The following is a 22,433-nucleotide window of genomic DNA, read 5'->3' as shown; positions in this document are numbered from 1 at the left end:
TACGGGCCCTGCCCAGGGGCATTCGCCGGAGATAAAGAAAACCTGTGACCCGTACGGTGCACAGCACCACACGGGCCACAGGTCCTGGCGCACTTCGCCGCTAGCTCAGACGGCCGCGGATCTCCTCGACGACGGCGTCCAGCGCGACGGGCGTCTGCTCGCCGCTCTCCAGGTCCTTGACCTGCACGACGCCCTCGGCCAGATCCCGCTCACCGGCGACGACCGCGAGGCGGGCGCCGGAGCGGTTGGCGGACTTCATGGCGTTCTTCAGGCCCTTGCCGCCGAAGGCGAAGTCGGTGGCGATACCGGCCCGGCGCAGCTCGGTGACCGTACCGAACAGCGCCCGGCGGGCCTCCTCGCCCAGCGGTACCGCGTACACGTCCGTGGCGGCGGGGATGTCCAGCTCGATGCCCTCGGCCTCCAGGGCCAGGACCGTACGGTCCACGCCCAGCGCCCAGCCCACCGACGGCAGCGCGGGACCGCCGATCATCTCGGACAGGCCGTCGTAGCGCCCGCCGCCGCCGACCGCGGACTGCGAGCCCAGGCCGTCGTGGACGAACTCGAAGGTGGTGCGGGTGTAGTAGTCCAGGCCGCGCACCAGCTTGGGGTCGTCCTCGTAGGCGACGCCCGCCGCGGTCAGCAGCTCGCGCACCTGCTCGTGGTAGGCCTTGCAGGCCTCGCACAGGTGGTCGCGCAGCATCGGCGCGCCGACCAGCTGCTTCTGCACCTCGGGGCGCTTGTCGTCCAGGACCCGCAGCGGGTTGATGTCGATCCGGCGCCGGGTCTCCTCGTCCAGGTCGAGGCCGCGCAGGAAGTCCTGCAGCGCGCTGCGGTAGGCGGGCCGGCACTCCTTGTCGCCCAGCGAGTTGAGCAGGATGCGGAAGGTGCGCAGCCCCAGCGAGCGGTAGGCGTCGTTGGCCAGGATGATCAGCTCGGCGTCCAGCGCCGGGTCCTCGGCGCCGATGGCCTCCGCGCCGACCTGCGAGAAGTGGCGGTAGCGGCCCTTCTGCGGGCGCTCGTAGCGGTAGTACGAGCCGGAGTACCAGAGCTTGACGGGGAGGTTGCCGGCCTTGTGGAGGTTGGCCTCCAACGCGGCGCGCAGCACGGAGGCGGTGCCCTCGGGGCGCAGCGCGAGCTGGTCGCCGCCCTTGGTCTCGAAGGCGTACATCTCCTTGGTCACGATGTCGGTGGACTCACCGACGCCGCGCGCGAACAGCTCGACGTTCTCGAAGCCGGGCGTCTCGACATAGCCGTAGCCGGAGCGCTTGAGCGGCGCGGAGATGGCGTCGCGGACCGCGAGGAAGGTCGCGGACTGCGGCGGGATCAGGTCGTACGTGCCCTTGGGGGCCTTGAAGGTGCTCACGGAAACTCTCGTCACATTCCTCGTCGCGGAGCCGGGCGCCGCAGCGTCCCGCCTCCCAGGCCGGCGGCCACTTCCCTCAGGTAGGGGTTGGTGGCGCGCTCGCGGCCGATGGTGGTCTGGGGGCCATGGCCGGACAGCACCACGGTCGAGTCCTCCAGCGGCAGGCACACGCGTGCCAGCGACTGCAGTATCTCGGCGTGGTCGCCGCCGGGCAGATCGGTGCGTCCGATGGAGCCGGCGAAGAGCAGGTCGCCCGAGAAGAACACCGGCGGAATGTCCGCCTGTTCGGGCATCCTGAACGTCACCGACCCCTTGGTATGGCCCGGGGCGTGCGCGACGGAGAACTCCATCCCGGCCAGCTCCAGCTTGGCGCCGTCGCCCAGTTCCTTGACGTCGTCGGGCTCCCCCACCGTCAGCTCGCCCATGAGCTGCTGCCCGATGGAGCGGCCCAGCGCCTTCTCCGGGTCGCTCATCATGTAGCGGTCCTCGGGGTGGATCCAGGCCGGTACGTCGTGCGCGCCGCACACCGGGACGACCGAGGCGACGTGGTCGATGTGGCCGTGGGTGAGGACGACCGCGACGGGCTTGAGCCGATGCTTCTTCAGCGCTTCCTCGACGCCCTCGGTGGCCTGGTGGCCCGGGTCGATGATCACGCACTCCTCGCCTGCGGCAGGGGCGACCAGATAACAATTGGTCCCCCAGGCCCCGGCGGGGAACCCGGCAATCAGCACGTTCGTCCTTAAAGATCGATCGGTTCGGTGGATGTCGGTCCGGCAGCGGATCCCAGAAGATCTCAGCAGCTCCAAAGCCTACCGGCGGGACTCGCGCGCGAGCGAACCCGTATACGGTACGGCCCACGGCGGATCCGACGAGCCGGACCACGGCGCACACCACGCACACGAGGAGACGACCCGGTGGCCAGCAGCGATCAGCGGCGCAGACAGCTCGCCCGCGAGAAGTTCGAGCGACAGCAACAGCGTCGGGCCGAGGCCCACCGCAAGACCAAGCGCCGCAACGTGATCATCGCCGCCGCGCTGGCCGTGGTGGTGGCCGCGGGCGCCGCCGCGTACGCCTCGGTCGGTCTGACCGGTGACGCCAAGAACAAGGACAGCGCCGACAGCGCGGCGCCGAGCCCGAGCAAGCCCGCCGACCCGTGCGGCAAGCCGGCCAAGGGCGAGCCGTCCAAGGCGCAGTTCAAGAAGGAGCCGGCGATGTCGATCGACACCTCGGCCGCGTACGCCATGAAGCTGCGGACGACCTGCGGTGAGATCGGCATCGAGCTGGACGCGGAGAACGCCCCGCGCACCGTCAACTCCTTCAACTTCCTCGCGGGCAAGAAGTACTTCGACCACAGCAAGTGCCACCGCCTGGTCGACCAGGGCATCTTCGTGCTGCAGTGCGGCGACCCGACCGGCACCGGCCAGGGCACGCCCGGCTACACCATCCCGGACGAGAACCTGAAGGACTCCGACCTCAAGGGCGACATCTACCCGGCGGGCACGGTCGCGATGGCCAACCGCTACAACGGCAAGGACGACAAGACCCGCAACACCGGCGGCAGCCAGTTCTTCCTCGTCTACCAGGACAGCAAGCTGCCGCCGAACTACACGCCCTTCGGCAAGATCACCAAGGGGATGGACGTGCTGAAGAAGATCGCGGCGGCGGGCTCGACGCCCGACCCGGCCACGGGCAACACCGCGCCCAACGCCACCGTCGTCATCGATGAGGCGGCCGTCACCAAATCCTGAGCCCTCCCGGAGGGTTCCGGAGGTGTTCGTGCAGCGTTCCGCTGTGCGAACCGCGAAATTTCGGTCGTGCTGGATGCGGACAGCCGGCCCGCCGGTCGCCTAGATTGGCGTTGTGTAGGGTGCCTGCTCCGACGGCTGCCACCCGCACCCGCAAGACCAGCCCGTCGGACCGGCCAGGGCGCTGCCCTGCCGGACAGAAACTGTGGACGATGCCGGGGGGCCAGGGGCTCCCTGGGCATCATGTGGAGGAGGCGCTGTGAGCAGCGACCCGTGGGGCCGCGTCGACGAGACGGGGACCGTGTACGTGCGTACCGCCGATGGCGAGCAGGTCGTCGGATCGTGGCAGGCGGGCACTCCTGAGGAGGCCCTCGCCTACTTCGAGCGCAAGTATGAGGGCCTGGTCGTAGAGATCGGCCTCCTCGAGCGCCGGGTCAAGACCACCGACCTGTCGGCGAAGGACGCAACGGCCGCGATCGATCACATCCGGCAGCAGGTGGACGAGCACCACGTCGTCGGTGACCTGGACGCGCTGCGCAAGCGGCTGGACAAGCTCGTCGGCGATGTCGAGGCCCGCCGCGAGGAGCGCAAGGCCGAGAAGGCCAAGCAGACCGACGAGGCGCGCCAGGCCAAGGAGAAGCTGGTCGCCGAGGCCGAGGAGCTGGCGGCCAGCGAGCAGTGGCGGGCGGCCGGCGAGCGGCTGCGGGCGCTGGTGGACACCTGGAAGGGCCTGCCGCGGCTGGACCGCAAGACCGACGACGAGCTGTGGCACCGCTTCTCGCACGCCCGCTCGGCGTTCTCCAAGCGGCGCAAGGCGCACTTCGCCTCGCTGGACGCGCAGCGCGAGGAGGCCCGTAAGACCAAGGAGAAGCTGGTCGCCGAGGCCGAGGCGCTGTCGAACTCCACGGACTGGGGCACGACGGCCGCCCGTTACCGCGAGCTGATGCAGGACTGGAAGGCCGCGGGCCGCGCCCAGCGCGAGCACGAGGACGACCTGTGGAACCGCTTCCGCGGCGCCCAGGACATCTTCTTCCAGGCGCGCGGCGAGGTCTTCGCCGAGCGCGACGCCGAGCAGCGGGAGAACCTCACCCGTAAGGAGGAGCTGGCCGTGGAGGCCGAGAAGCTGCTCCCCGTCTCGGACTTGAAGGCCGCGCGGGCCGCGTTCCGCTCGATCAACGAGCGGTGGGAGGCCATCGGGCACGTCCCGCGGGACGCCCGCCCCAAGATCGAGGGCCGGATGCACGCCGTCGAGCGCGCCATCCAGGAGGCCGAGGAGTCGGAGTGGCGCCGCACCAACCCCGAGGCGCGGGCCCGTGCCGCGGGGCTGACCGGCCAGCTCCAGGACGCCGTCGACAAGCTGCGCCAGCAGATCGAGACGGCGCGCGCCGCGGGCAACAACGCCCGTGCCGACAAGCTCGCGCGTGAGCTGGAGGGCCGTCAGGCGCTGCTGGACCAGGCCCTGAAGGGCCTCGAGGAGTTCGGCGGCTGAGCCAAGCCGCCCGCGCCCGACGAGGAGGGCCCCGGTACGTCACCCGTACCGGGGCCCTCCTCGTTGCGCGCTGTGCCTACGGGCGCCGGGCCGAAGTGACCCGGTAGACGTCGTAGACGCCCTCCACGCCCCGTACGGCCTTCAGGACGTGGCCCAGGTGTTTGGGGTCGCCCATCTCGAAAGTGAAGCGGGAGGTGGCGACCCGGTCCCGGGAGGTCTGCACGGCCGCGGACAGGATGTTGACGTGCTGGTCGGACAGGACGCGGGTGACGTCCGAGAGCAGCCGGGAGCGGTCCAGCGCCTCCACCTGGATGGCGACCAGGAAGACCGAGGACTGGGTGGGCGCCCACTCGACCTCCAGGATGCGCTCGGGCTGCTTGGACAGCGAGTCGACGTTCACGCAGTCGGCGCGGTGAACCGATACGCCACTGCCGCGGGTGACGAAGCCGATGATGGGGTCCCCCGGCACGGGCGTACAACAGCGCGCCAGCTTGACCCACACGTCGTCGACGCCCTTGACGACCACACCCGGGTCCGCGCTGGAGCGGCGCTTGGAGCGCGGCCTGATGGGCGTGGACTCGGCGATGTCCTCGGTGGCCTCGTCCTGGCCGCCGAGCGCCTGCACCAGCTTCTGTACGACGCCGGCCGCTGCGACATGGCCCTCGCCGATGGCCGCGTACAGGGAGGAGATGTCCGGGTAGCGCATCTCGTGGGCGAGGGTGACCAGCGAGTCGCCGGTCAGGATGCGCTGGATGGGCAGGTTCTGCTTGCGCATGGCCCGCGCGATGGCGTCCTTGCCCTGCTCGATGGCCTCGTCGCGGCGCTCCTTGGAGAACCATGCGCGGATCTTGTTGCGGGCGCGCGGGGACTTCACGAAGCCCAGCCAGTCGCGGGAGGGCCCCGCGCCGGGGGCCTTGGAGGTGAAGACCTCCACCAGGTCGCCGTTGTCCAGGGTCGATTCGAGCGGTACGAGCCGCCCGTTGACGCGGGCTCCTATGGTCCGGTGGCCGACCTCGGTGTGCACCGCGTAGGCGAAGTCCACGGGAGTGGCGCCGGCCGGCAGCGCTATGACATCGCCCTTTGGCGTGAAGACGAAGACCTCGTTGCGGGAGAGGTCGAAGCGCAGCGACTCCAGGAACTCCCCGGGGTCCTCGGTCTCCTTCTGCCAGTCCAGCAGCTGCCGCAGCCAGGCCATGTCGTTGACGGTGTCCTGGCCCTTGCCGGCGTTCTTGGGCACGTCGGTACGGACCTTGGAGGCGCCCGCGACGGCCTCCTGCTTGTACTTCCAGTGCGCGGCGATGCCGTACTCGGCGCGGCGGTGCATGTCGAAGGTGCGGATCTGCAGCTCGACGGGCTTGCCGCTGGGACCGATGACCGTCGTGTGCAGCGACTGGTACATGTTGAACTTGGGCATCGCGATGTAGTCCTTGAACCGGCCGGGGACCGGATTCCATCGCGCGTGCACCGTGCCGAGGGCGGCGTAGCAGTCCCGGACCGTGTCGACAAGGACACGGATCCCCACCAGGTCGTAGATCTCCGCGAAGTCCCGGCCACGGACGATCATCTTCTGGTAGACGCTGTAGTAGTGCTTGGGCCGCCCGGTGACGGTGGCCTTGATGCGCGCCGCCCGCAGATCGGCCTGGACCTCGTCGGTCACTATGGCCAGGTACTCGTCCCGCTTGGGGGCCCGCTCGGCGACGAGGCGCACGATCTCGTCGTACATCTTGGGGTAGAGGATCGCGAAGGCGAGGTCCTCCAGCTCCCACTTGATGGTGTTCATGCCCAGGCGGTGGGCGAGCGGAGCGTAGATCTCCAGGGTCTCGCGGGCCTTCTTCTCCTGCTTCTCCCGCTTGAGATAGCGCATGGTGCGCATGTTGTGCAGGCGGTCGGCGAGCTTGATGACCAGGACGCGCGGGTCCTTGGCCATGGCGACGACCATCTTGCGTACGGTCTCCGCCTGCGCGGCCTCGCCGAACTTGACCTTGTCGAGCTTGGTGACGCCGTCGACCAGCAGCGCGACCTGGTCGCCGAAGTCGCGGCGCAGGGTGTCCAGGCCGTACTCGGTGTCCTCGACGGTGTCGTGCAGCAGCCCGGCCATCAAGGTGGCCGGATCCATGCCCAGCTCCGCCAGGATCGTGGTGACCGCGAGCGGGTGGGTGATGTACGGGTCGCCGCTCTTGCGCTTCTGGCCGCGGTGCCAGCGCTCGGCGACCTGATAGGCGCGCTCGACCTGGCGCAGGGTGGACGCCTCGATCTTGGGGTCGTTGCTGCGCACTATGCGCAGCAGCGGTTCCAGGACCGGGTTGTACGGGCTGGAGCGCTGCACGCCCAGGCGCGCCAGGCGGGCACGCACCCGATTGGAGGAGCCGGAACGGCCGCTGGAGGCGGGCGCGGCGGGCTTGGGCGCCGGGGTGGCCGGCAGGGGCCGGACGGCGGGCGGCTGGGGCCTGGCGGCGCCTTCGCTCGCGCTCTTGTCGGGCGCGCTCTTCGGCGCCGCGTCCTTGGGGGCCGGCCTGTCCGGATGCGCGGCGGGGGGTGCCCCCTGACGACTGGGGGAGAGCGGCTGGGCCTCGTCTGGCAAGAGCACTCCTCAAGCGGGTCCGGACCACAAGACCACGAATTGGTCGGGCTGCCATGGTATCGATCCCGCCGCCCCCGCTCTTCCGGGGCAGCCCGGTCCGTACATGACAGCACAAGGGCATCCGGATTTGTTCCGGATGCCCTTGCGTGCGCGCTTTGCCCGGCGCGGCGGGAATCGATCGGTGCTCAGACCGTGATCAGAGCCTCCAGCGGGGCGCCCTTCAGGCCCTGCTCCAGGCGCTGACGGCCGTCCAGGAAGCCCAGCTCCATCAGGACCGCCACACCCGCGACCTCGGCGCCCGCGCGGCGGATCAGCTGCAGCGAGGCGTCCGCGGTGCCGCCGGTGGCCAGCACGTCGTCGATGACCAGCACCCGCTCGCCCGGGGCCAGCGCATCGGCGTGGATCTCTATCTCGGCGCTGCCGTACTCCAGCTCGTACGCCTGGCAGAGCGTCGCCCCGGGGAGCTTGCCGGCCTTGCGTACGGGCACGAAACCGAGGCCGGCGCGGACCGCGACGGGGGCGGCGAGGATGAACCCGCGCGCCTCCAGGCCCACGACCTTGTCCACGCGGTAGCGCTCGCACAGGTCGACGAAGGCGTCGGTCAGCGCACCGAAGGCGCTCGCGTCGGCCAGCAGCGGGGTGATGTCCTTGAAGACCACGCCCGGCTTGGGGTAGTCCGGGACATCCGCGATGCGGCTCACAAGCAGCTCACGCAGCTGCGCGGAGGCGCTCATCGGCGCTTGCCCGACGGACGGCCGCGGCCGCGATTGCGGGCGGCCGGCTGACGGCGCTGGCCCACGACCCCGCCGGCGGTGGTGGCCGCTTCCTCGCCGCCGTCCTCCGGCTCGGTGTCCTCGGCGTCCTGGGCCATCGCCTCCTGCGACTCCTCCTGCGAGTCCCCCTTGGCGGCGGCCGAGGCCCGCTTGGCGCGGACCCGCTGGGCCAGCGCCTTCATCTCGGGCGAGCGCTCCTTGAAGTCGGCGACCAGCGGGGTCGCGATGAAGATCGAGGAGTACGCACCGGCCGCCAGGCCCACGAACAGCGCGAGCGAGATGTCGTTGAGCATGCCGGCACCCAGCACACCGCCGCCGACGAACAGCAGACCCGCGACCGGCAGCAGCGCCACGACGGTGGTGTTGATGGACCGCACCAGGGTCGAGTTGATGCTGCGGTTGGCGATGTCGCTGTAGGTGAAGCGGGACTGCTTGGTGATGCCCCGTGAGGCTTCCTTGAGGCTGTCGAAGACCACGACGGTGTCGTAGAGGGAGTAACCCAGGATCGTCAGCAGACCGATGACCGTGCCCGGGGTGACCTCGAAGCCGACCAGGGCGTACACCCCGACGGTGATGGTGAGGTCGTGGATGAGCGCGATCAGGGCCGCAAGCGCCATTCTCCATTCGAAGGCGATGGCCAGATAGATCACGACCAGCACCATGAAGATCGCCAGGCCCAGCCAGGCCTTGTTGGCGATCTGCTCACCCCAACTGGGGCCCACCAGCTGGGTGTTGATGTCCTTGACGGGGACGTTCAGGTCCTTGGCGAGCGCCTCCTGGACCGGGACGGACGTCTCGGTGTCCACACCGCTGATCTGGATGCGCAGCCCGCCGTTGCCCAGCTTTTGCACCACGGCCTGGTGGCCGCCGGCGGCGGCCTCGGCCTTGTGCTGCGCCTCGGAGGAGGAAACGCTGGTCTTGGGGGTGGTGAAGACGGCGCCGCCGGAGAACTCGATGCCCATGTTCAGGCCGCGGACCGACAGGCCGACGATGGCCGTGATGGTGATCAGGATCGAGAGGCCGTACCAGATCATCCGCTTGCCGATGAAGTCGTAACCGACCTCACCGCGGTAGAGCCGGGCGCCGAGGTTGCCGAGCTTGGACATCTCACGCCTCCTTCGTCTCGACGGGGGCAGTGGTGCGTCGGCGGCCCCGGATGGGCGGCTTGGCGCCCAGACGCTTGGGGTCCAGTCCGGACCAGGAGTGACCCTGGCTGAAGAACTTGCGGCGGGCCAGCAGGGTCATCATCGGCTTGGTGAAGAAGAAGACCACGACGACGTCCAGGACCGTGGTCAGGCCGAGCGTGAACGCGAAGCCCTGCACCTTGCCGACGGTGACGATGAACAGCACCGCGGCGGCCAGGAACGACACGAAGTCGGAGACCAGGATCGTACGGCGGGCGCGCGGCCAGGCCCGTTCCACCGCCGGGCGCAGCGTACGGCCCTCGCGGACCTCGTCACGGATGCGCTCGAAGTAGACGATGAAGGAGTCCGCGGTGATACCGATCGCGACGATCGCTCCGCAGACGGCCGGGAGGTTCAGCGCGAAGCCGATGGTCGGGCCGAGCAGCGTCATGATCGCGTACGTCAGGATCGCGGAGACGATGAGGCTGGCCAGGGCGACCAGCGACAGGCCCCGGTAGTACGCGATGAGGTAGATGACGACCAGCGCGAGGCCGATGGCGCCGGCGATCAGACCGGCCTCCAGCTGCTCGCCGCCGAGCGCCGCGGTGACCGTGGTCTCGTCGGCGATCTTGAAGGAGAGCGGCAGGGCACCGTAGGACAGCATGTTCGCCAGGTCCTCGGCGCTCTGCTGGGTGAAGCCGCCGGAGATGGTGGCGTTGCCGCCGTTCAGCTGCTGGGAGACCCGCGGGTCGGAGACGACCTGGCCGTCCAGGACGATCGCGAACTGGTTCTGCGGCGGGGCCTGCGCGGCGAGCTTGCCGGTGATGTCGGCGAACTTCTTGCCACCGCCGGAGGTGAAGTCCATCTGGACGATCCAGCCCTGGCCCTGCTGGCTGTCGAAGACCGCGGAGGCGTCCTTGACGTCCGTGCCCTCCACGCCTACCGGGCCCAGGACGTACTTCTGCGAGCCGTCGTCGTTGCACGCGATCACGGGGTCGGTCGGCTTGGTGTTCGCCGCCTTCTCACTCGCGTCCGAGCGGGACTTCTTGGTGGAGCAGTCCAGCGCGCCGAGCTGCTTTTGCAGGTCGGCCGGGATCTGGCCGCCGGGGGCCGGCGGCTGGACCGGCGGCGTACTGGCCTTGGGGGAGCCGGACGCCTTCGGCGGGTCGGACGGGTCCTTCTTCAGGGCGTCGGTGACGGCACGGCCCTGCGTGGAGGCGGAGGGGGACGGCGAGGAGGACTTCTCGTCCTTCTTGCCGTCCTTGTTGTCCTTGCCGCCCTTGTCCTTGCCGCCCTTGTCCTTGCCGTCCTTGTCGCCCGCGCCGGGGCGGGGCGTGGGCTCGGGCGTCTTGGTGCCCGCGGCGATGGTCAGCACCGGCCGGAACGCGAGCTGGGCGGTGGTACCGACCTGCTCGCGGGCCTGCGTCGCGTTCGTCCCCTTGGGGATGTTCACGATGATGTTGCGGTCGCCCTGCGTCTGGACCTCTGCCTCTTGGACACCGAGACCGTTGACACGCCGCTCCATGATGCCCGCGGCGGTGTTCATGTTGGTCTCGTTGATCGCGTTGGGCTTGCCCGGCTGGTTCTGCGCCTGGAGCGTGAAGCTCGTGCCGCCCGCGAGGTCGATGCCCAGTCGCGGCGTGAGGTGGCCGGAGTAGAACATGCCTCCGACCAGCGCCACCATGGCGATCAGGATCAGGACCAGGGTCCGCCCCGGCCTGCCCTGGCCTCCAGGGGACCTGCGTCCCGTCTTGGGTGCTGCCACCTTCTCGTATCTCCCTGTCCAACCGCCCGGCTTCGGGTGTGCGCCGAGCGGCCACGAAGTGTTGTGGGGACGTGCCCCCGCCGGAGCCTAAACCGTCCAGGAACCGCGGCGCCCGCATATCGGGGCGCTTCGCGGTTCCTGGCAGACGGGGCTACTTCGCGTCGGCGCCGCCGTCCTTCTTCTCGTCCTTGGCCTCGGCGGCGTCGTCCGCCTTGGGCGCGGCCGCGGCCTCGCCCTTGCCGAGGTCGATCTTGTCGTCCTTGGCAGCCTTGTCGGCGGCCGCGTCACCGGCGGTCAGCGCGGAGGCGTCGTCCGGGACGTCGTCGCCCTTGATCGGGTCGGCACCGTCGATGATGCGGTTGTACTCCTCGTCCGGGAGCACCGCGCCGATGGCGTTCTTGGCGTAGATGGCGTGCACGCCCGGGGCCACCTCGAGGAGAACCGTGTCTTCGTGGATCTCCTTGACGGTGGCGTACATGCCTCCGATCGTCCGGACGCCGGTGCCGGGCTGCATCTCATTGCGCATCTGCGCGGCCGCCTGCTGCTTCTTCTTCGCAGAGCGGGTCATCAGGAACATGGCCCCGATGAGGACGATGAAGGGGAGGAGAGTCACGAGATTCACGGGACGGAAATTCCTTCGCACGACCGCTGGTCGGCGGCCTGATATTCGGGGGTGGGTATGCCGGGCCATACGGACGGCATCGGCGGAGTCTAAGCGAGTCCGCACCGGTGGAACAACGCCCAGCATGGCACCGCAGTTCCTGACCGGGCGAGTCTCCGCGCCGTCACGTCCCGAACAGCCCCTGCTGCCCAGGACCGCCCGCCTGCTGCTGGGGCGGTACGAGCCCCATGTGGCTCCAGGCAGCAGGAGTGGCGATCCGGCCACGGGGTGTTCGAGCCAGCAGTCCCTCGCGTACCAGGAACGGCTCGGCGACCTCCTCGACGGTCTCACGCTCCTCCCCCACCGCGACGGCCAGGGTCGACAGTCCCACCGGGCCGCCGCCGAAGAGCTTGAGCAGTGCGGTCAGTACGGCGCGGTCCAGGCGGTCCAGGCCGCGGCCGTCGACCTCGTAGACGTCCAGGGCCTGGGCGGCGATCTCGCGCGTGATCCGGCCGTCGGCCTTGACCTGGGCGTAGTCGCGCACCCGGCGCAGCAGGCGGTTGGCGATGCGCGGGGTGCCGCGGGAGCGCCCGGCGATCTCGGCGGCGCCCTCGGACTCGATGTCGACATCGAGCAGCCCGGCCGAGCGGTGGATGACGCGCTCCAGCTCGGTGGGGGCGTAGAACTCCATGTGGCCGGTGAAGCCGAAGCGGTCGCGCAGCGGGGGCGGCAGCAGGCCGGCCCGGGTGGTGGCGCCGACGAGGGTGAAGGGCGGGAGCTCCAGGGGGATGGCGGTGGCGCCGGGGCCCTTGCCGACGATGACGTCGACGCGGAAGTCCTCCATGGCCATATAGAGCATCTCCTCGGCGGGCCGGGACATGCGGTGGATCTCGTCCAGGAAGAGGACCTCGCCCTCCTGGAGGGAGGAGAGGATCGCGGCGAGGTCCCCGGCGTGCTGGATGGCGGGGCCGGAGGTGATGCGGATGGGGGCGCCCATCTCGGCGGCGATGATCATCGAGAGGGTGGTCTTGCCGAGCCCGGGGGCGCCGGAGAGCAGGACGTGGTCGGCGGTGGCGCCGCGGGCGCGGGCCGCGCGCAGCACCAGGTCGAGCTGCTCGCGGACCCGCTCCTGGCCGACGAACTCCTCCAGGTCCTTGGGCCGCAGCGCGGCCTCGACGGCGGTGTCCTCGGCCTCGGCGTCGGCCCCGACCAGCCGGTCGGTGGCGGCGTCGTCGGGGGCGGTGTCGTCCCAGCTCATGGGCGGATCTGTCCTTCGTAGGAGCGGGTCGGGCGGATGGGGCGGGCGGTCAGCGGGCGCGGTTGAGGGTCTGCAGGGCGGCCTTGAGGAGCTGGCCGATCTGCGGGGTGCGGCCCTCGGCCGCGGCGGCCTCGGCCTGCGGGGTGACCGCGCCGACCGCCTCGTCCGCCTCGCGGGTCGCGTACCCCAGGCCCAGCAGCGCGGCGTGCAGCTGGTCGCGCCAGCCGGCCGTGACCGCCGAGCCGACGCCCGCGGTGGAGGTGGAGCCGACGGGCTCGCCGAGGCGGTCCTTGAGCTCCAGCAGCAGCTTCTGCGCGCCCTTCTTGCCGATGCCGGGCACGGCCGTCAGCGACTTCTCGTCGCCGGTGGCCACGGCCAGGCGCAGCGCGTCCGGGGAGTGCACGGCGAGCATGGCCTGGGCCAGGCGGGGGCCGACGCCGCTGGCGGTCTGCAGCAGCTCGAAGGTCTGCCGCTCGTCGTCGTCGGCGAAGCCGTACAGGGTCAGGGAGTCCTCGCGCACCACGAGCGAGGTGGCGAGCTTGGCCTGCTGGCCGATGCGCAGGGTCGAGAGGGTGTTCGGCGTGCACTGGACGGCCATGCCGATGCCGCCGACCTCGACGACGGCGGTGTCAGGGGCCAGGGCCGCGACCGGGCCGGAGACAAAGGCGATCATCGGGTGCCCTTCGGGGTGCGTACGGGAGCGGGGGTGCGGCGGGCCGCGGCGTGCGCCTGCTGGAGGCGGTTGGCGGCGTGGGCCTGTTGCAGCCGGTTGACGGCCGGTGCGCGCCAGATGTGGCAGATGGCCAGCGCCAGGGCGTCGGCGGCGTCGGCGGGCTTGGGCGGGGCGTCCAGTCTGAGCAGGCGCGTCACCATAGCGGTGACCTGCGCCTTGTCGGCGCGGCCCGAGCCGGTGACGGCCGCCTTGACCTCGCTGGGGGTGTGCAGGGCCACGGGCAGTCCGCGGCGGGCCGCGCACAGCATGGCGACCGCGCTGGCCTGGGCGGTGCCCATGACCGTACGGACGTTGTGCTGGCTGAACACGCGCTCCACGGCGACGCACTCGGGGCGGTGCTCGTCCAGCCACTGCTCGATGCCGCGCTCGATCATGACGAGACGGTCGGCGGCCTCCGCGTCGGCCGGGGTGCGCACGACGCCGACGCCGACCATCTTCAGCGGGCGGCCGGCCACGCCGTCCACCACACCGACGCCGCAGCGCGTCAGCCCCGGGTCCACGCCGAGCACCTTCACCGGGCCCCTCCCCCTCTCCCCTTCGGTCAACTGTTCCTGCAGGCTAGCGGCTCGCACTGACAACGCAGGACGGGCCGACGGGGTGTGTCCCCATCGGCCCGTCCCGGCAGGCAGAACTGAGCGTGCCTCAGGCGTCGACCTTGGCCATGACGTCGTCGGAGACGTCGAAGTTGGCGAAGACGTTCTGCACGTCGTCGCTGTCCTCCAGCGCGTCGATCAGCTTGAAGATCTTGCGCGCGCCCTCCTCGTCCAGCTCGACCTGCATGGTCGGGACGAAGTTGGCGTCGGCCGAGTCGTAGTCGATGCCGGCGTCCTGGAGCGCGGTGCGCACCGCGACCAGGTCGGTGGCCTCGGAGAGCACCTCGAAGGACTCGCCCAGGTCGTTGACCTCTTCGGCGCCCGCGTCGAGCACCGCGCCGAGCACGTCGTCCTCGGTCAGCTCGCCCTTGGGGACGATCACGACGCCCTTGCGGTTGAAGAGGTAGGACACCGAGCCCGGGTCGGCCATCGAACCGCCGTTGCGGGTCATGGCGACGCGCACGTCCGAGGCGGCACGGTTGCGGTTGTCGGTGAGGCACTCGATGAGTACCGCGACACCGTTGGGGCCGTAACCCTCGTACATGATCGTCTCGTAGTCGGCGCCGCCCGCTTCGAGGCCGGCACCACGCTTGACCGCGGAGTCGATGTTCTTGTTCGGGACCGACTGCTTCTTGGCCTTCTGGATGGCGTCGAAGAGGGTCGGGTTACCGTCGACGTCGGCACCGCCCGTACGGGCCGCGACCTCGATGTTCTTGATCAGCTTCGCGAAGAGCTTGCCGCGCTTGGCATCGATCACGGCCTTCTTGTGCTTCGTCGTAGCCCATTTAGAGTGGCCGGACATCCGCCTGTCTCCTTCGCGTAACCCATTTCGAAACGAACGCCTGAGATCCTACCGGGACTGCGTCAGGCCGCCGTACGCACCATGTCCACGAACATCTCATGGACCCGGTGGTCACCGGTCAGCTCCGGATGGAAGGACGTGGCCAGGACGTTACCCTGCCGGACGGCCACGGTGTGCCCGTCGTACCGCGCCAGGACCTCCACGTCGCCGCCGACGGACTCGACCCAGGGCGCGCGGATGAAGACGCCCTGCACGGGTCCGCCCCCGACGCCCGCGACTTCCACCGCCGCCTCGAAGGACTCGTTCTGCCGCCCGAAGGCGTTACGGCGCACGATCATGTCGATGCCGCCGAGCGTCTCCTGGTCCTCGCGGCCGTCCAGGAGCTTGTCCGCGACCATGATCATGCCGGCGCAGGTGCCGTAGACGGGCTTGCCCGCCCGTACGAACTCCCGCAGTGGCTCCAGCATGCCGAAGACGACCGCCAGCTTGGACATGGTGGTGGACTCGCCGCCCGGGATGACCAGGCCGTCGACCTCGGCCAGCTCCTCGGGGCGGCGGACCGGCCGCGCCAGGGCGTCGGCGGCCGCGAGCGCCACCAGGTGCTCGCGGACGTCGCCCTGGAGGGCCAGGACTCCGATGGTGGGAGTGGTCATGTACGGACTCACCAGCCGCGGTTGGCGTAGCGCTCGGCCTCGGGCAGGGTGTCGCAGTTGATGCCGACCATGGCCTCGCCCAGGTTGCGCGAGACGTCCGCGATGACCTTGGGGTCGTCGTAGAAGGTGGTGGCCTTCACGATGGCGGCGGCGCGCTTGGCCGGGTCGCCGGACTTGAAGATGCCCGAGCCCACGAAGACGCCCTCGGCGCCGAGCTGGCGCATCAGCGCGGCGTCGGCGGGGGTGGCCACGCCGCCCGCGGAGAAGAGGACGACCGGCAGCTTGCCCAGCTCGGCGACCTCCTTGACCAGCTCGTAGGGGGCGCGCAGCTCCTTGGCGGCGGCGAACAGCTCGTTGTTGTCGCAGCCGCGCAGCTTGGCGATCTCGCCCTTGATCTGGCGCAGGTGGCGCACGGCCTCCACGACGTTGCCGGTGCCGGCCTCGCCCTTGGAGCGGATCATGGCCGCGCCCTCGGCAATACGGCGCAGCGCCTCGCCCAGGTTGGTGGCACCGCAGACGAAGGGGGTGGTGAAGGCCCACTTGTCGGAGTGGTTGACCTCGTCGGCCGGGGTGAGGACCTCGGACTCGTCGATGTAGTCCACGCCGAGCGACTGCAGGACCTGGGCCTCGACGAAGTGGCCGATGCGGGACTTGGCCATGACGGGGATGGAGACGGCGTTGATGATGCCGTCGATCATGTCCGGGTCGGACATGCGGGCCACACCGCCGTCCTTGCGGATGTCGGCGGGGACGCGCTCCAGGGCCATGACGGCCACCGCGCCCGCGTCCTCGGCGATCTTCGCCTCTTCCGGCGTGACGACGTCCATGATCACGCCGCCCTTGAGCTGCTCGGCCATGCCGCGCTTGACGCGCGCGGTGCCGGTCTCGGGGGTCTGGGCGGGGCTGGTGGGCGTGCTCGACACGGTAAACCTCACTAAAGGCGGGTGGTTGTGCTGCACGGCCCACGAAACCTTTTGCGCACGGGGCGTGAAAAGGGCCAATTAGAGGTCGGTGGCTCGTGGCGCGAACGGGGCTCGGTGGCCCGTGCGCGTACGCGGGCTCAGTGACCCGCCCCGCGGTCGCCGAGGACGGCGGGCGGCTCGTCGTCCATCTCGAAGGCCATGGGGAAGGGCGCGTGGCCCGCGAGCCGGAAGTACCGTACGACGCGGTGGCGGCGCACCGCGCGGGCGGCCCGGACCGCGTCGTTGTGGAAGCGGCGCGCCATGGGGACCCGGCGTACCGCGGCGGTCAGTTCGGCGACCGTCTGCTCGCCGCCGGGGGCCTCCCGTACGGCCGCCAGCTGCGCGTCGTCGTCGAAGACCGCGCGCAGGGCCTGGCTCAACTCGCTCTCCGCGACCTCCCGTTGGTCCTCCTGGGCCTGCCGCGCCTCGTGCGCCGCCTGGTAGAGGACGATCGAGGCCGCGGGGTCCAGGACGCCCGCGGTGCCCAGCTCCTGGGCGACCGAGGCCCGGCGCAGCAACTGCGCGTCCAGGGCGGCCTTCGCGGCGTCGATGCGGGCGTGCAGGCGGTCCAGGCGCCCGGCGGTCCAGCTCAGGTAGATGCCGATGACGACCAGAGCGGCCGCGATCCAGATCAAAGTGGTCACGCCGGTTCACAGTACCGGCCCCCGGACGCCCCTTCGGGCGCGCACGGCGAGGCCGGGTGGAGACCGGTGGCGGCGCGGTCATCCGAAGGGTGCAGCGGCCGGGTCGGCCTCCGCGACGATTCGCCGGGCCTGCGCGCGGCCTAGCGTTTTCCGTACGACGTCGTGGACCGGCCAGACCATTCGCCGGGGTGCTGCTACGCCCCGGCCGCGGCATGGAGAACGACCTGTGATCTCGATGACCACCCTTTCTCCGGGACCGGCGGGCGCACCGCCCCCTCCCCCGGCACCACCGGACAGCGTGTCCCCCTCACCCGGCGAGATGTCCCCCTCACCCGACGAGCAAGACGAGCGGAACGAGCGCAACGGGCAGGACGAGCGCAACGGGCAGCAGGCGCAGCGCGCGTGGGGCGCGCCGGCCTTCGCCGTCCTGGTCCTGCTGCTCCTCCCCCTGGCGCTGTACTACGCCCTGCGCGCCCAGGGGTTCGAGCAGTGGCTGGCGCTGCTGGTCAGCGGCGCGGCCCCGGCCCTGCACGCGCTGGCCACGGCCGTCATACGGCGCCGGGTGGACGCGCTGGACGCCTTCGCGCTGACGATGATCGCGGTGGGGGTGACCGTCTGCTTCCTCAGCGGCGATCCGCGCGTACTGCTCATCAAGGACGCGGCGACGGCCGCCGCCGCGGGCACCTGGATGCTGCTCACGCTGGCGGGCGCGCGGCCCTTCGCCTTCCGCGTCAGCCAGCTGTGGTGCGCCCGGGCCGTGGCCGACGGGCGCGACGCCGCCTGGCCCGAAGCGGCCGACTTCCGCCGCGGGCTGCGCCTGGCGACGGCGCTGTGGGCGGGCGGGCAGCTCCTGGACGCCGTGACGGGTGTCGTGTACGCGCTCACCCTGCCCGTCGATGTCGTCCCCCTGATCAACCGGGCCCAGGGCCTGGTCCTGCTCGGCGCCGTCACGGCGGCGAGCATCGCGCTCTCCCGCCGCTACCGGCGGCGGTACGGCGTGTCCGTGTTCGGCGCGGTCCTGCCGCGCCCGCAGCAGAAGGAGATGGTGCCGTCATGACCGCACCGGCCAAGCCCGCCGACCTCACAGCAACGGCCCCCCGTACGGACCTTGACGGCATCGCGACGCACCTGCGGCGGGTGGCGCGGCTGCCCCTGGAGCGCGGCGAGACGCTGCCGCCCCAGGCCTACACCTCACCCCAGTGGTACGAGCGCGAGCTGGAGCGGATCTTCAGGCGCGACTGGCTGTGCGTGGCCCGCAGCGACGAGGTGGCCCGGCCCGGCGACTATCTGCGGGTGGACGTGGCGGGCAGCCCCCTGGTGATCACCCGCGACGAGCACGGCGCGCTGCACGCGCTCTCCCGGGTGTGCCGGCACCGCTTCATGGACGTACTGCCGCCGGAGACCACCCCCGAGCGCGGCAACCTCCTCCGGCTGACCTGCCCGTACCACACCTGGACCTACCGGCTCAGCGGCGAGTACGCGGGGCATCTGGCGGGCGCGCCGGTGATGAACGGGGTGGACTTCGGCCCCGCTGACCGGGCCGCGTGCCGGCTCCCGGCCGCGCGGGTGAGCGAGTGGCTGGGCTTCGTCATGGTCTGCCTGGATCCGGACGCCGCGCCGCTGGAGCCCCAACTGGCCGGTCTGGACGAGCGGTTGGCGCCCTACCGGCTCCAGGAGTGGCGGACCGTCGCCGTCGAGACGTGGCAGGACGTGCCCGCCAACTGGAAGGTGGCGGTGGAGAACGGCTCGGAGAACTACCACCACATGGGCACCCACGCGCAGACCCTGGAGCCGGTGCTGCCCGGCCGCACCACGGTCCTGGACGAGTGCGAGGGCCGCTGGTTCACGATGTTCACGCCCTTCGCCCAGGCACCCGAGGCCCAGCCGCCCCAGGGCATGCTGCTGGCCGGCCTCTTCCCGCAGAGCGTGGTGGCCGTGCTGCCGGACTCGGCGGTGTGGGCGCGCTGGCTGCCCACCGGGCCCAGGAGCCATACGGCGCGCTTCGGGCTGCTGGTGCCGCCCGGCACCGAACTGTCCGAGGAGGAACTGGCCCGCGCCCGGGAGTCGCTCCAGGTCATCCAGGGCGAGGACCTGGTGGCGCTGCGCGGGGTGCAGCGCGGGCTCGACGCCCGGCCCGCGCCCTCCAGCGGCCGCTTCTCCCATCTGGAGCGCCCGCTGTGGCAGTTCCAGCGGTATCTGGCCACGTGGATGCTGTAGCGCCCGCCGGCCGGGGAGCGCGAGCCGCTCCCCGGCCGGTGTCGCGGCCGGACGCTCAGTCCCTGGCCAGGCCCCAGCGGGCGCGCAGCCCCGTACGCTCGTCGGCCGCCACCGAGGCAGCGCCGTCGGTGACGGTCTCGTACACCGCGAGGATGTCCGCGCCCACCGTCGACCAGTCGAAGCGGCGGACGTGCCGGCTGCCGCGCTCGCGCAGCTCGGCGAGGCGCCCGGGGTCGCCCAGCAGCCGCACGGCGGCCCGCGCCAGCGCGTCGGCGTCCTCGTTGGCGAACAGCTCGCCCGCCTCGCCCTGGTCCAGGACCTGCGCGAACGCGTTCAGATCGCTGGCCAGGACCGGCGCCGAGGCGGACATCGCCTCGACCAGGATGATGCCGAAGGACTCTCCGCCGGTGTTGGGCGCGACGTACACGTCCACGCTGCGCAGCAGCCGGGCCTTGTCCTCGTCGCTGACCATGCCCAGGAATTCCACCCGCGAGCGCATCTCGGCGGGCAGCGAGGCGACCGCCTCCCGCTCGTCGCCGCGCCCGGCGACCAGCAGCCGGGCGTCCGGCACCTCGGCCAGGATCTTGGGCAGCGCCCGCATCAGGACGGGCAGTCCCTTGCGCGGCTCGTCGATCCGGCCGATGAAGCCGATCGTTTTTCCCTGCCACTCGGCCTTGGGCTCGGCCTTGGCGAAGAAGTCGACGTCCACGCCGTTGGGAATGACCACCGCGTCGCCGCCCAGGTGCTCCACGAGCGTGCGCCGCGCGTACTCGCTCACCGCGATCCGGGCGCTGATCTTCTCCAGCGCGGGCTGCAGGATCGGGTACGCGGCGATCATCGCCCGGGAGCGGGGGTTGGAGGTGTGGAAGGTCGCCACGATCGGGCCCTGCGCCGCCCAGCACGACAGCAGGCCGAGCGAGGGCGAGGCCGGCTCATGGATGTGGATCACGTCGAAGGCGCCGTCGTGCAGCCAGCGGCGGACCCGGGCGGCGGAGAGGAAGCCGAAGTTCAGGCGCGCGACCGAGCCGTTGTAGGGCACGGGTACGGCACGCCCGGCGGAGACCACGTACGGCGGCAGCGGCGTGCCGTCGTCCGCCGGGGCGAGTACGGACACCTCGTGCCCGAGCCGGATCAGGTGCTCGGCCAGGTCGCGGATGTGGAACTGCACACCGCCGGGGACGTCCCAGGAGTACGGACAGACGATCCCGATTCTCAAGACTGCTCCGTTCCCCGGTCCTGGTCGCGCGGTTCCAGGTCGGCGAGCCACAGGCGCTGCAGCATGTGCCAGTCCTCCGGGTGTTCGGCGATGCCGGAGGCGAAGGCGTCGGCCAGCTCCTGCGTCATCGCGGCGGCCTTCTCGGCGCGGGTGCCGCTCTGCGGTACCTCGATCTCCGGGTGCACCCGGCCGCGCATGATGGGGGTCTTGTCGTACCACAGCGTGACGGGCAGCAGCATCGCGCCGGTCTGGACGGCGAGCATCGCGGGCCCGGCCGGCATCTTGGTGGCCTCGCCGAAGAACTTCACCTCTATCCCGGAGGTGGACAGGTCCCGGTCGGCGACCAGGCAGACCAGGCCGCCGGCCCGCAGCCGCCGGGCCAGGGTGCCGAAGGCCGCGCCGCCGGTGTGCGGCAGCACCTCCATGCCCAGGCCCTGGCGGTAGGCGACGAAGCGGTCGTAGAGCGTCTCGGGCTTGAGGCGCTCGGCGACGGTGGTGAAGGGCACCCCGAGCTTGGTGGTGACCCACACCCCCGCCAGGTCGTAGTTGCCCATGTGGGGCAGCGCGAGGATCACCCCGCGCCCGCTCTTGAGCCCGTCCTCCAGGTGGTGCACGTCCTGGGGCGTGAACCCGGCCCGGATGCGGTCCTTGCTCCAGGCCGGCAGCCGGAAGGACTCCATCCAGTAGCGCATGTACGAGCGCATCCCCGCCCTGGAGAGCTGGGCGAGGCGCTGCGGCGAGGCGTCGGGCACCACCCGCGCCAGGTTGGACTCCAGGCGCAGCACCCCCTTGCCGCGCCGCTTCCACACCGTGTCGGCGATCCGCCGGCCCAGCGCCACGGCGGCGGGCTCGGGCAGCTTCTTGACGGTGGCCCAGCCCAGGCCGTAGAGCCCGTCCGTGAGCCGGTCCGTATCCGGCCGGCCGAGCCGGCTCAGCAGCGACCTGCCGGTCCGGCCGGTGTTCTGGTCGGTCACGCGCTGTTCCCCCCTTGAGCGATCGCGTCGGCCTCGGCCGATTCGCGGCGTACGGTCACCACCCGCTGAGCGAGGGTGACAGCGCTGCCGACGGCCACGGCCCACAGGGCGATCGGCAGCAGGTTCTGGATCCAGGGCACCCCGAACTTGTGCAGTCCGGACAGGCCGCAGGCGACCAGGGAGATCACCAGCCGCTCGGCCCGCTCCACCAGTCCGTTCACGTTCACCGGCAGCCCGATGCTCTCCCCGCGCGCCTTGGTGTAGGACACCACCTGGCCGCTGGCCAGGCAGAAGATCGATACGGCGCACATCATCAGGCTGTCGCCGCGCCCCGCGTACCAAAGAGCGAGCCCGCCGAAGATCGCCGAGTCGGCGACCCGGTCCAGGGTGGAGTCCAGGAAGGCGCCCCACCGGCTGGAGCGGCCCAGCTGCCGTGCCATGTTGCCGTCGACCAGGTCCGAGAAGACGAACAGGGTGATGACGATCGTGCCCCAGAAGAACTCGCCCTGCGGGTAGAAGACCAGCGCGCCGGCCACCACGCCGCCGGTGCCGACGAGGGTGACCGCGTCCGGGCTGACGCCGAGACGGATGAGCAGGGCGGCGAACGGCGTGAGAACACGCGTGAAGAAAGCACGCGCGTACTTGTTCAGCATGGCCTTCCCGGAGGGTTGTGACGGGCCGCGCGGTCAAGGGGCCACCGGCTGGCCCATCGTAGCCACGAGGCCCCGGCCCACCGCGAACGCACCACGGCGCAATGGTGCGACCCGTTTGCGGCCCGCCTCCCGCGCCTGACCTGCGGGCCGCTCGGTGGCCCGGGTCCGGGCACCCGCCGCAGGGCCCGCTCGGCCGGTACGGGTCTCGGCCAAGATCCTGGCCGGGAACGCGGCCGGGACTGCGATCGCCCCGTGTGCGATGTATGGACGCACCATGACCTCGGTGG

Annotated in this window: 21 protein-coding genes; 4 read left to right on the top strand and 17 right to left on the bottom strand. The window is 71.1% G+C overall.

Translation table 11 applies throughout. From position 1 onward, the window contains the following. Positions 1-100 precede the first annotated feature (100 nt). Positions 101-1,363: a histidine--tRNA ligase gene (gene hisS, locus AC4IJH_RS08650; protein WP_490850967.1), complete on the bottom strand. Its 1,263-nt coding sequence runs from the start codon at positions 1,361-1,363 to the stop codon at positions 101-103. An 11-nt stretch (positions 1,364-1,374) separates the two neighbouring features. Next, a complete protein-coding gene (locus AC4IJH_RS08645) occupies positions 1,375-2,094 on the bottom strand; it encodes an MBL fold metallo-hydrolase (protein ID WP_490850966.1) in 720 nt (239 codons plus the stop codon). 183 nt (positions 2,095-2,277) lie between these two features. Between AC4IJH_RS08645 and AC4IJH_RS08640 the strand changes: the two genes are divergently transcribed. Together AC4IJH_RS08640 and AC4IJH_RS08635 are read left to right on the top strand one after the other, a co-directional pair. Next, positions 2,278-3,111, top strand: coding sequence for a peptidylprolyl isomerase (locus tag AC4IJH_RS08640; protein ID WP_490850965.1), 834 nt, complete (start codon positions 2,278-2,280; stop codon positions 3,109-3,111). Positions 3,112-3,367: 256 nt separating this feature from the next. Next, on the top strand, positions 3,368-4,597 hold the full coding sequence (locus AC4IJH_RS08635; RefSeq protein ID WP_490850964.1) for a DUF349 domain-containing protein: 1,230 nt from the start codon (positions 3,368-3,370) through the stop codon (positions 4,595-4,597). Between the two features lie 76 nt (positions 4,598-4,673). On the opposite strand, the gene AC4IJH_RS08630 is transcribed toward AC4IJH_RS08635, so the two are convergent. The 12 genes from AC4IJH_RS08630 to AC4IJH_RS08575 form a co-directional block, all read right to left on the bottom strand. Beyond that, a complete protein-coding gene (locus AC4IJH_RS08630) occupies positions 4,674-7,178 on the bottom strand; it encodes a RelA/SpoT family protein (protein WP_490850963.1) in 2,505 nt (834 codons plus the stop codon). A gap of 185 nt (positions 7,179-7,363) precedes the next feature. Continuing rightward, positions 7,364-7,912 carry an adenine phosphoribosyltransferase gene (locus AC4IJH_RS08625; protein WP_490850962.1) on the bottom strand — a complete coding sequence of 183 codons (549 nt, stop codon included), beginning with the start codon at positions 7,910-7,912 and terminating at the stop codon, positions 7,364-7,366. Continuing rightward, positions 7,909-9,057, bottom strand: coding sequence for a protein translocase subunit SecF (secF, locus tag AC4IJH_RS08620; RefSeq protein ID WP_490850961.1), 1,149 nt, complete (start codon positions 9,055-9,057; stop codon positions 7,909-7,911). Before secF ends, AC4IJH_RS08625 begins: the two co-directional genes overlap by 4 nt. A gap of 1 nt (position 9,058) precedes the next feature. Beyond that, on the bottom strand, positions 9,059-10,840 hold the full coding sequence (secD, locus tag AC4IJH_RS08615) for a protein translocase subunit SecD (RefSeq protein ID WP_490850960.1): 1,782 nt from the start codon (positions 10,838-10,840) through the stop codon (positions 9,059-9,061). Positions 10,841-10,991: 151 nt separating this feature from the next. Beyond that, complete coding sequence (gene yajC / locus AC4IJH_RS08610) at positions 10,992-11,462, bottom strand: preprotein translocase subunit YajC (RefSeq protein WP_490850959.1); 471 nt, start codon at positions 11,460-11,462, stop codon at positions 10,992-10,994. A 163-nt stretch (positions 11,463-11,625) separates the two neighbouring features. Beyond that, entirely contained in the window at positions 11,626-12,699 is a 1,074-nt protein-coding gene (gene ruvB, locus AC4IJH_RS08605) for a Holliday junction branch migration DNA helicase RuvB (protein WP_490850958.1), read from the bottom strand. A gap of 49 nt (positions 12,700-12,748) precedes the next feature. Beyond that, on the bottom strand, positions 12,749-13,372 hold the full coding sequence (gene ruvA, locus AC4IJH_RS08600; RefSeq protein WP_490850957.1) for a Holliday junction branch migration protein RuvA: 624 nt from the start codon (positions 13,370-13,372) through the stop codon (positions 12,749-12,751). Beyond that, positions 13,369-13,947 carry a crossover junction endodeoxyribonuclease RuvC gene (ruvC, locus tag AC4IJH_RS08595; protein WP_490850956.1) on the bottom strand — a complete coding sequence of 193 codons (579 nt, stop codon included), beginning with the start codon at positions 13,945-13,947 and terminating at the stop codon, positions 13,369-13,371. Before ruvC ends, ruvA begins: the two co-directional genes overlap by 4 nt. Before the next feature lie 127 nt (positions 13,948-14,074). Then, a complete protein-coding gene (locus AC4IJH_RS08590) occupies positions 14,075-14,827 on the bottom strand; it encodes a YebC/PmpR family DNA-binding transcriptional regulator (protein WP_490850955.1) in 753 nt (250 codons plus the stop codon). A 62-nt stretch (positions 14,828-14,889) separates the two neighbouring features. Next, on the bottom strand, positions 14,890-15,480 hold the full coding sequence (gene pdxT, locus AC4IJH_RS08585; protein WP_490850954.1) for a pyridoxal 5'-phosphate synthase glutaminase subunit PdxT: 591 nt from the start codon (positions 15,478-15,480) through the stop codon (positions 14,890-14,892). An 8-nt stretch (positions 15,481-15,488) separates the two neighbouring features. Further along, on the bottom strand, positions 15,489-16,403 hold the full coding sequence (gene pdxS / locus AC4IJH_RS08580) for a pyridoxal 5'-phosphate synthase lyase subunit PdxS (protein WP_490850953.1): 915 nt from the start codon (positions 16,401-16,403) through the stop codon (positions 15,489-15,491). 137 nt (positions 16,404-16,540) lie between these two features. Next, the gene (locus AC4IJH_RS08575; protein ID WP_490850952.1) at positions 16,541-17,086 is read right to left on the bottom strand and encodes a LemA family protein; all 546 of its coding nucleotides are present in this window, start codon (positions 17,084-17,086) and stop codon (positions 16,541-16,543) included. 298 nt (positions 17,087-17,384) lie between these two features. Between AC4IJH_RS08575 and AC4IJH_RS08570 the strand changes: the two genes are divergently transcribed. Further along, on the top strand, positions 17,385-18,143 hold the full coding sequence (locus AC4IJH_RS08570; RefSeq protein WP_490850951.1) for a VC0807 family protein: 759 nt from the start codon (positions 17,385-17,387) through the stop codon (positions 18,141-18,143). Continuing rightward, positions 18,140-19,303, top strand: coding sequence for an aromatic ring-hydroxylating oxygenase subunit alpha (locus tag AC4IJH_RS08565; protein WP_490850950.1), 1,164 nt, complete (start codon positions 18,140-18,142; stop codon positions 19,301-19,303). Before AC4IJH_RS08570 ends, AC4IJH_RS08565 begins: the two co-directional genes overlap by 4 nt. A gap of 55 nt (positions 19,304-19,358) precedes the next feature. On the opposite strand, the gene AC4IJH_RS08560 is transcribed toward AC4IJH_RS08565, so the two are convergent. The 3 genes from AC4IJH_RS08560 to pgsA are packed head-to-tail and all read right to left on the bottom strand — an operon-like array spanning position 19,359 to position 22,146. Beyond that, a complete protein-coding gene (locus AC4IJH_RS08560; RefSeq protein ID WP_490850949.1) occupies positions 19,359-20,519 on the bottom strand; it encodes a glycosyltransferase family 4 protein in 1,161 nt (386 codons plus the stop codon). After that, positions 20,516-21,454 (bottom strand): phosphatidylinositol mannoside acyltransferase, encoded by a 939-nt coding sequence (locus AC4IJH_RS08555; protein ID WP_490851053.1) that lies wholly within the window; start codon positions 21,452-21,454, stop codon positions 20,516-20,518. Before AC4IJH_RS08555 ends, AC4IJH_RS08560 begins: the two co-directional genes overlap by 4 nt. Positions 21,455-21,489: 35 nt before the next feature. After that, the gene (gene pgsA / locus AC4IJH_RS08550; RefSeq protein ID WP_490850948.1) at positions 21,490-22,146 is read right to left on the bottom strand and encodes a phosphatidylinositol phosphate synthase; all 657 of its coding nucleotides are present in this window, start codon (positions 22,144-22,146) and stop codon (positions 21,490-21,492) included. Between the last annotated feature and the right edge of the window lie 287 nt (positions 22,147-22,433).

The sequence above is a fragment of the Streptomyces sp. UF-297 genome, assembly GCF_058245575.1.
This window is presented reverse-complemented; position numbering and strand designations above follow the sequence as displayed.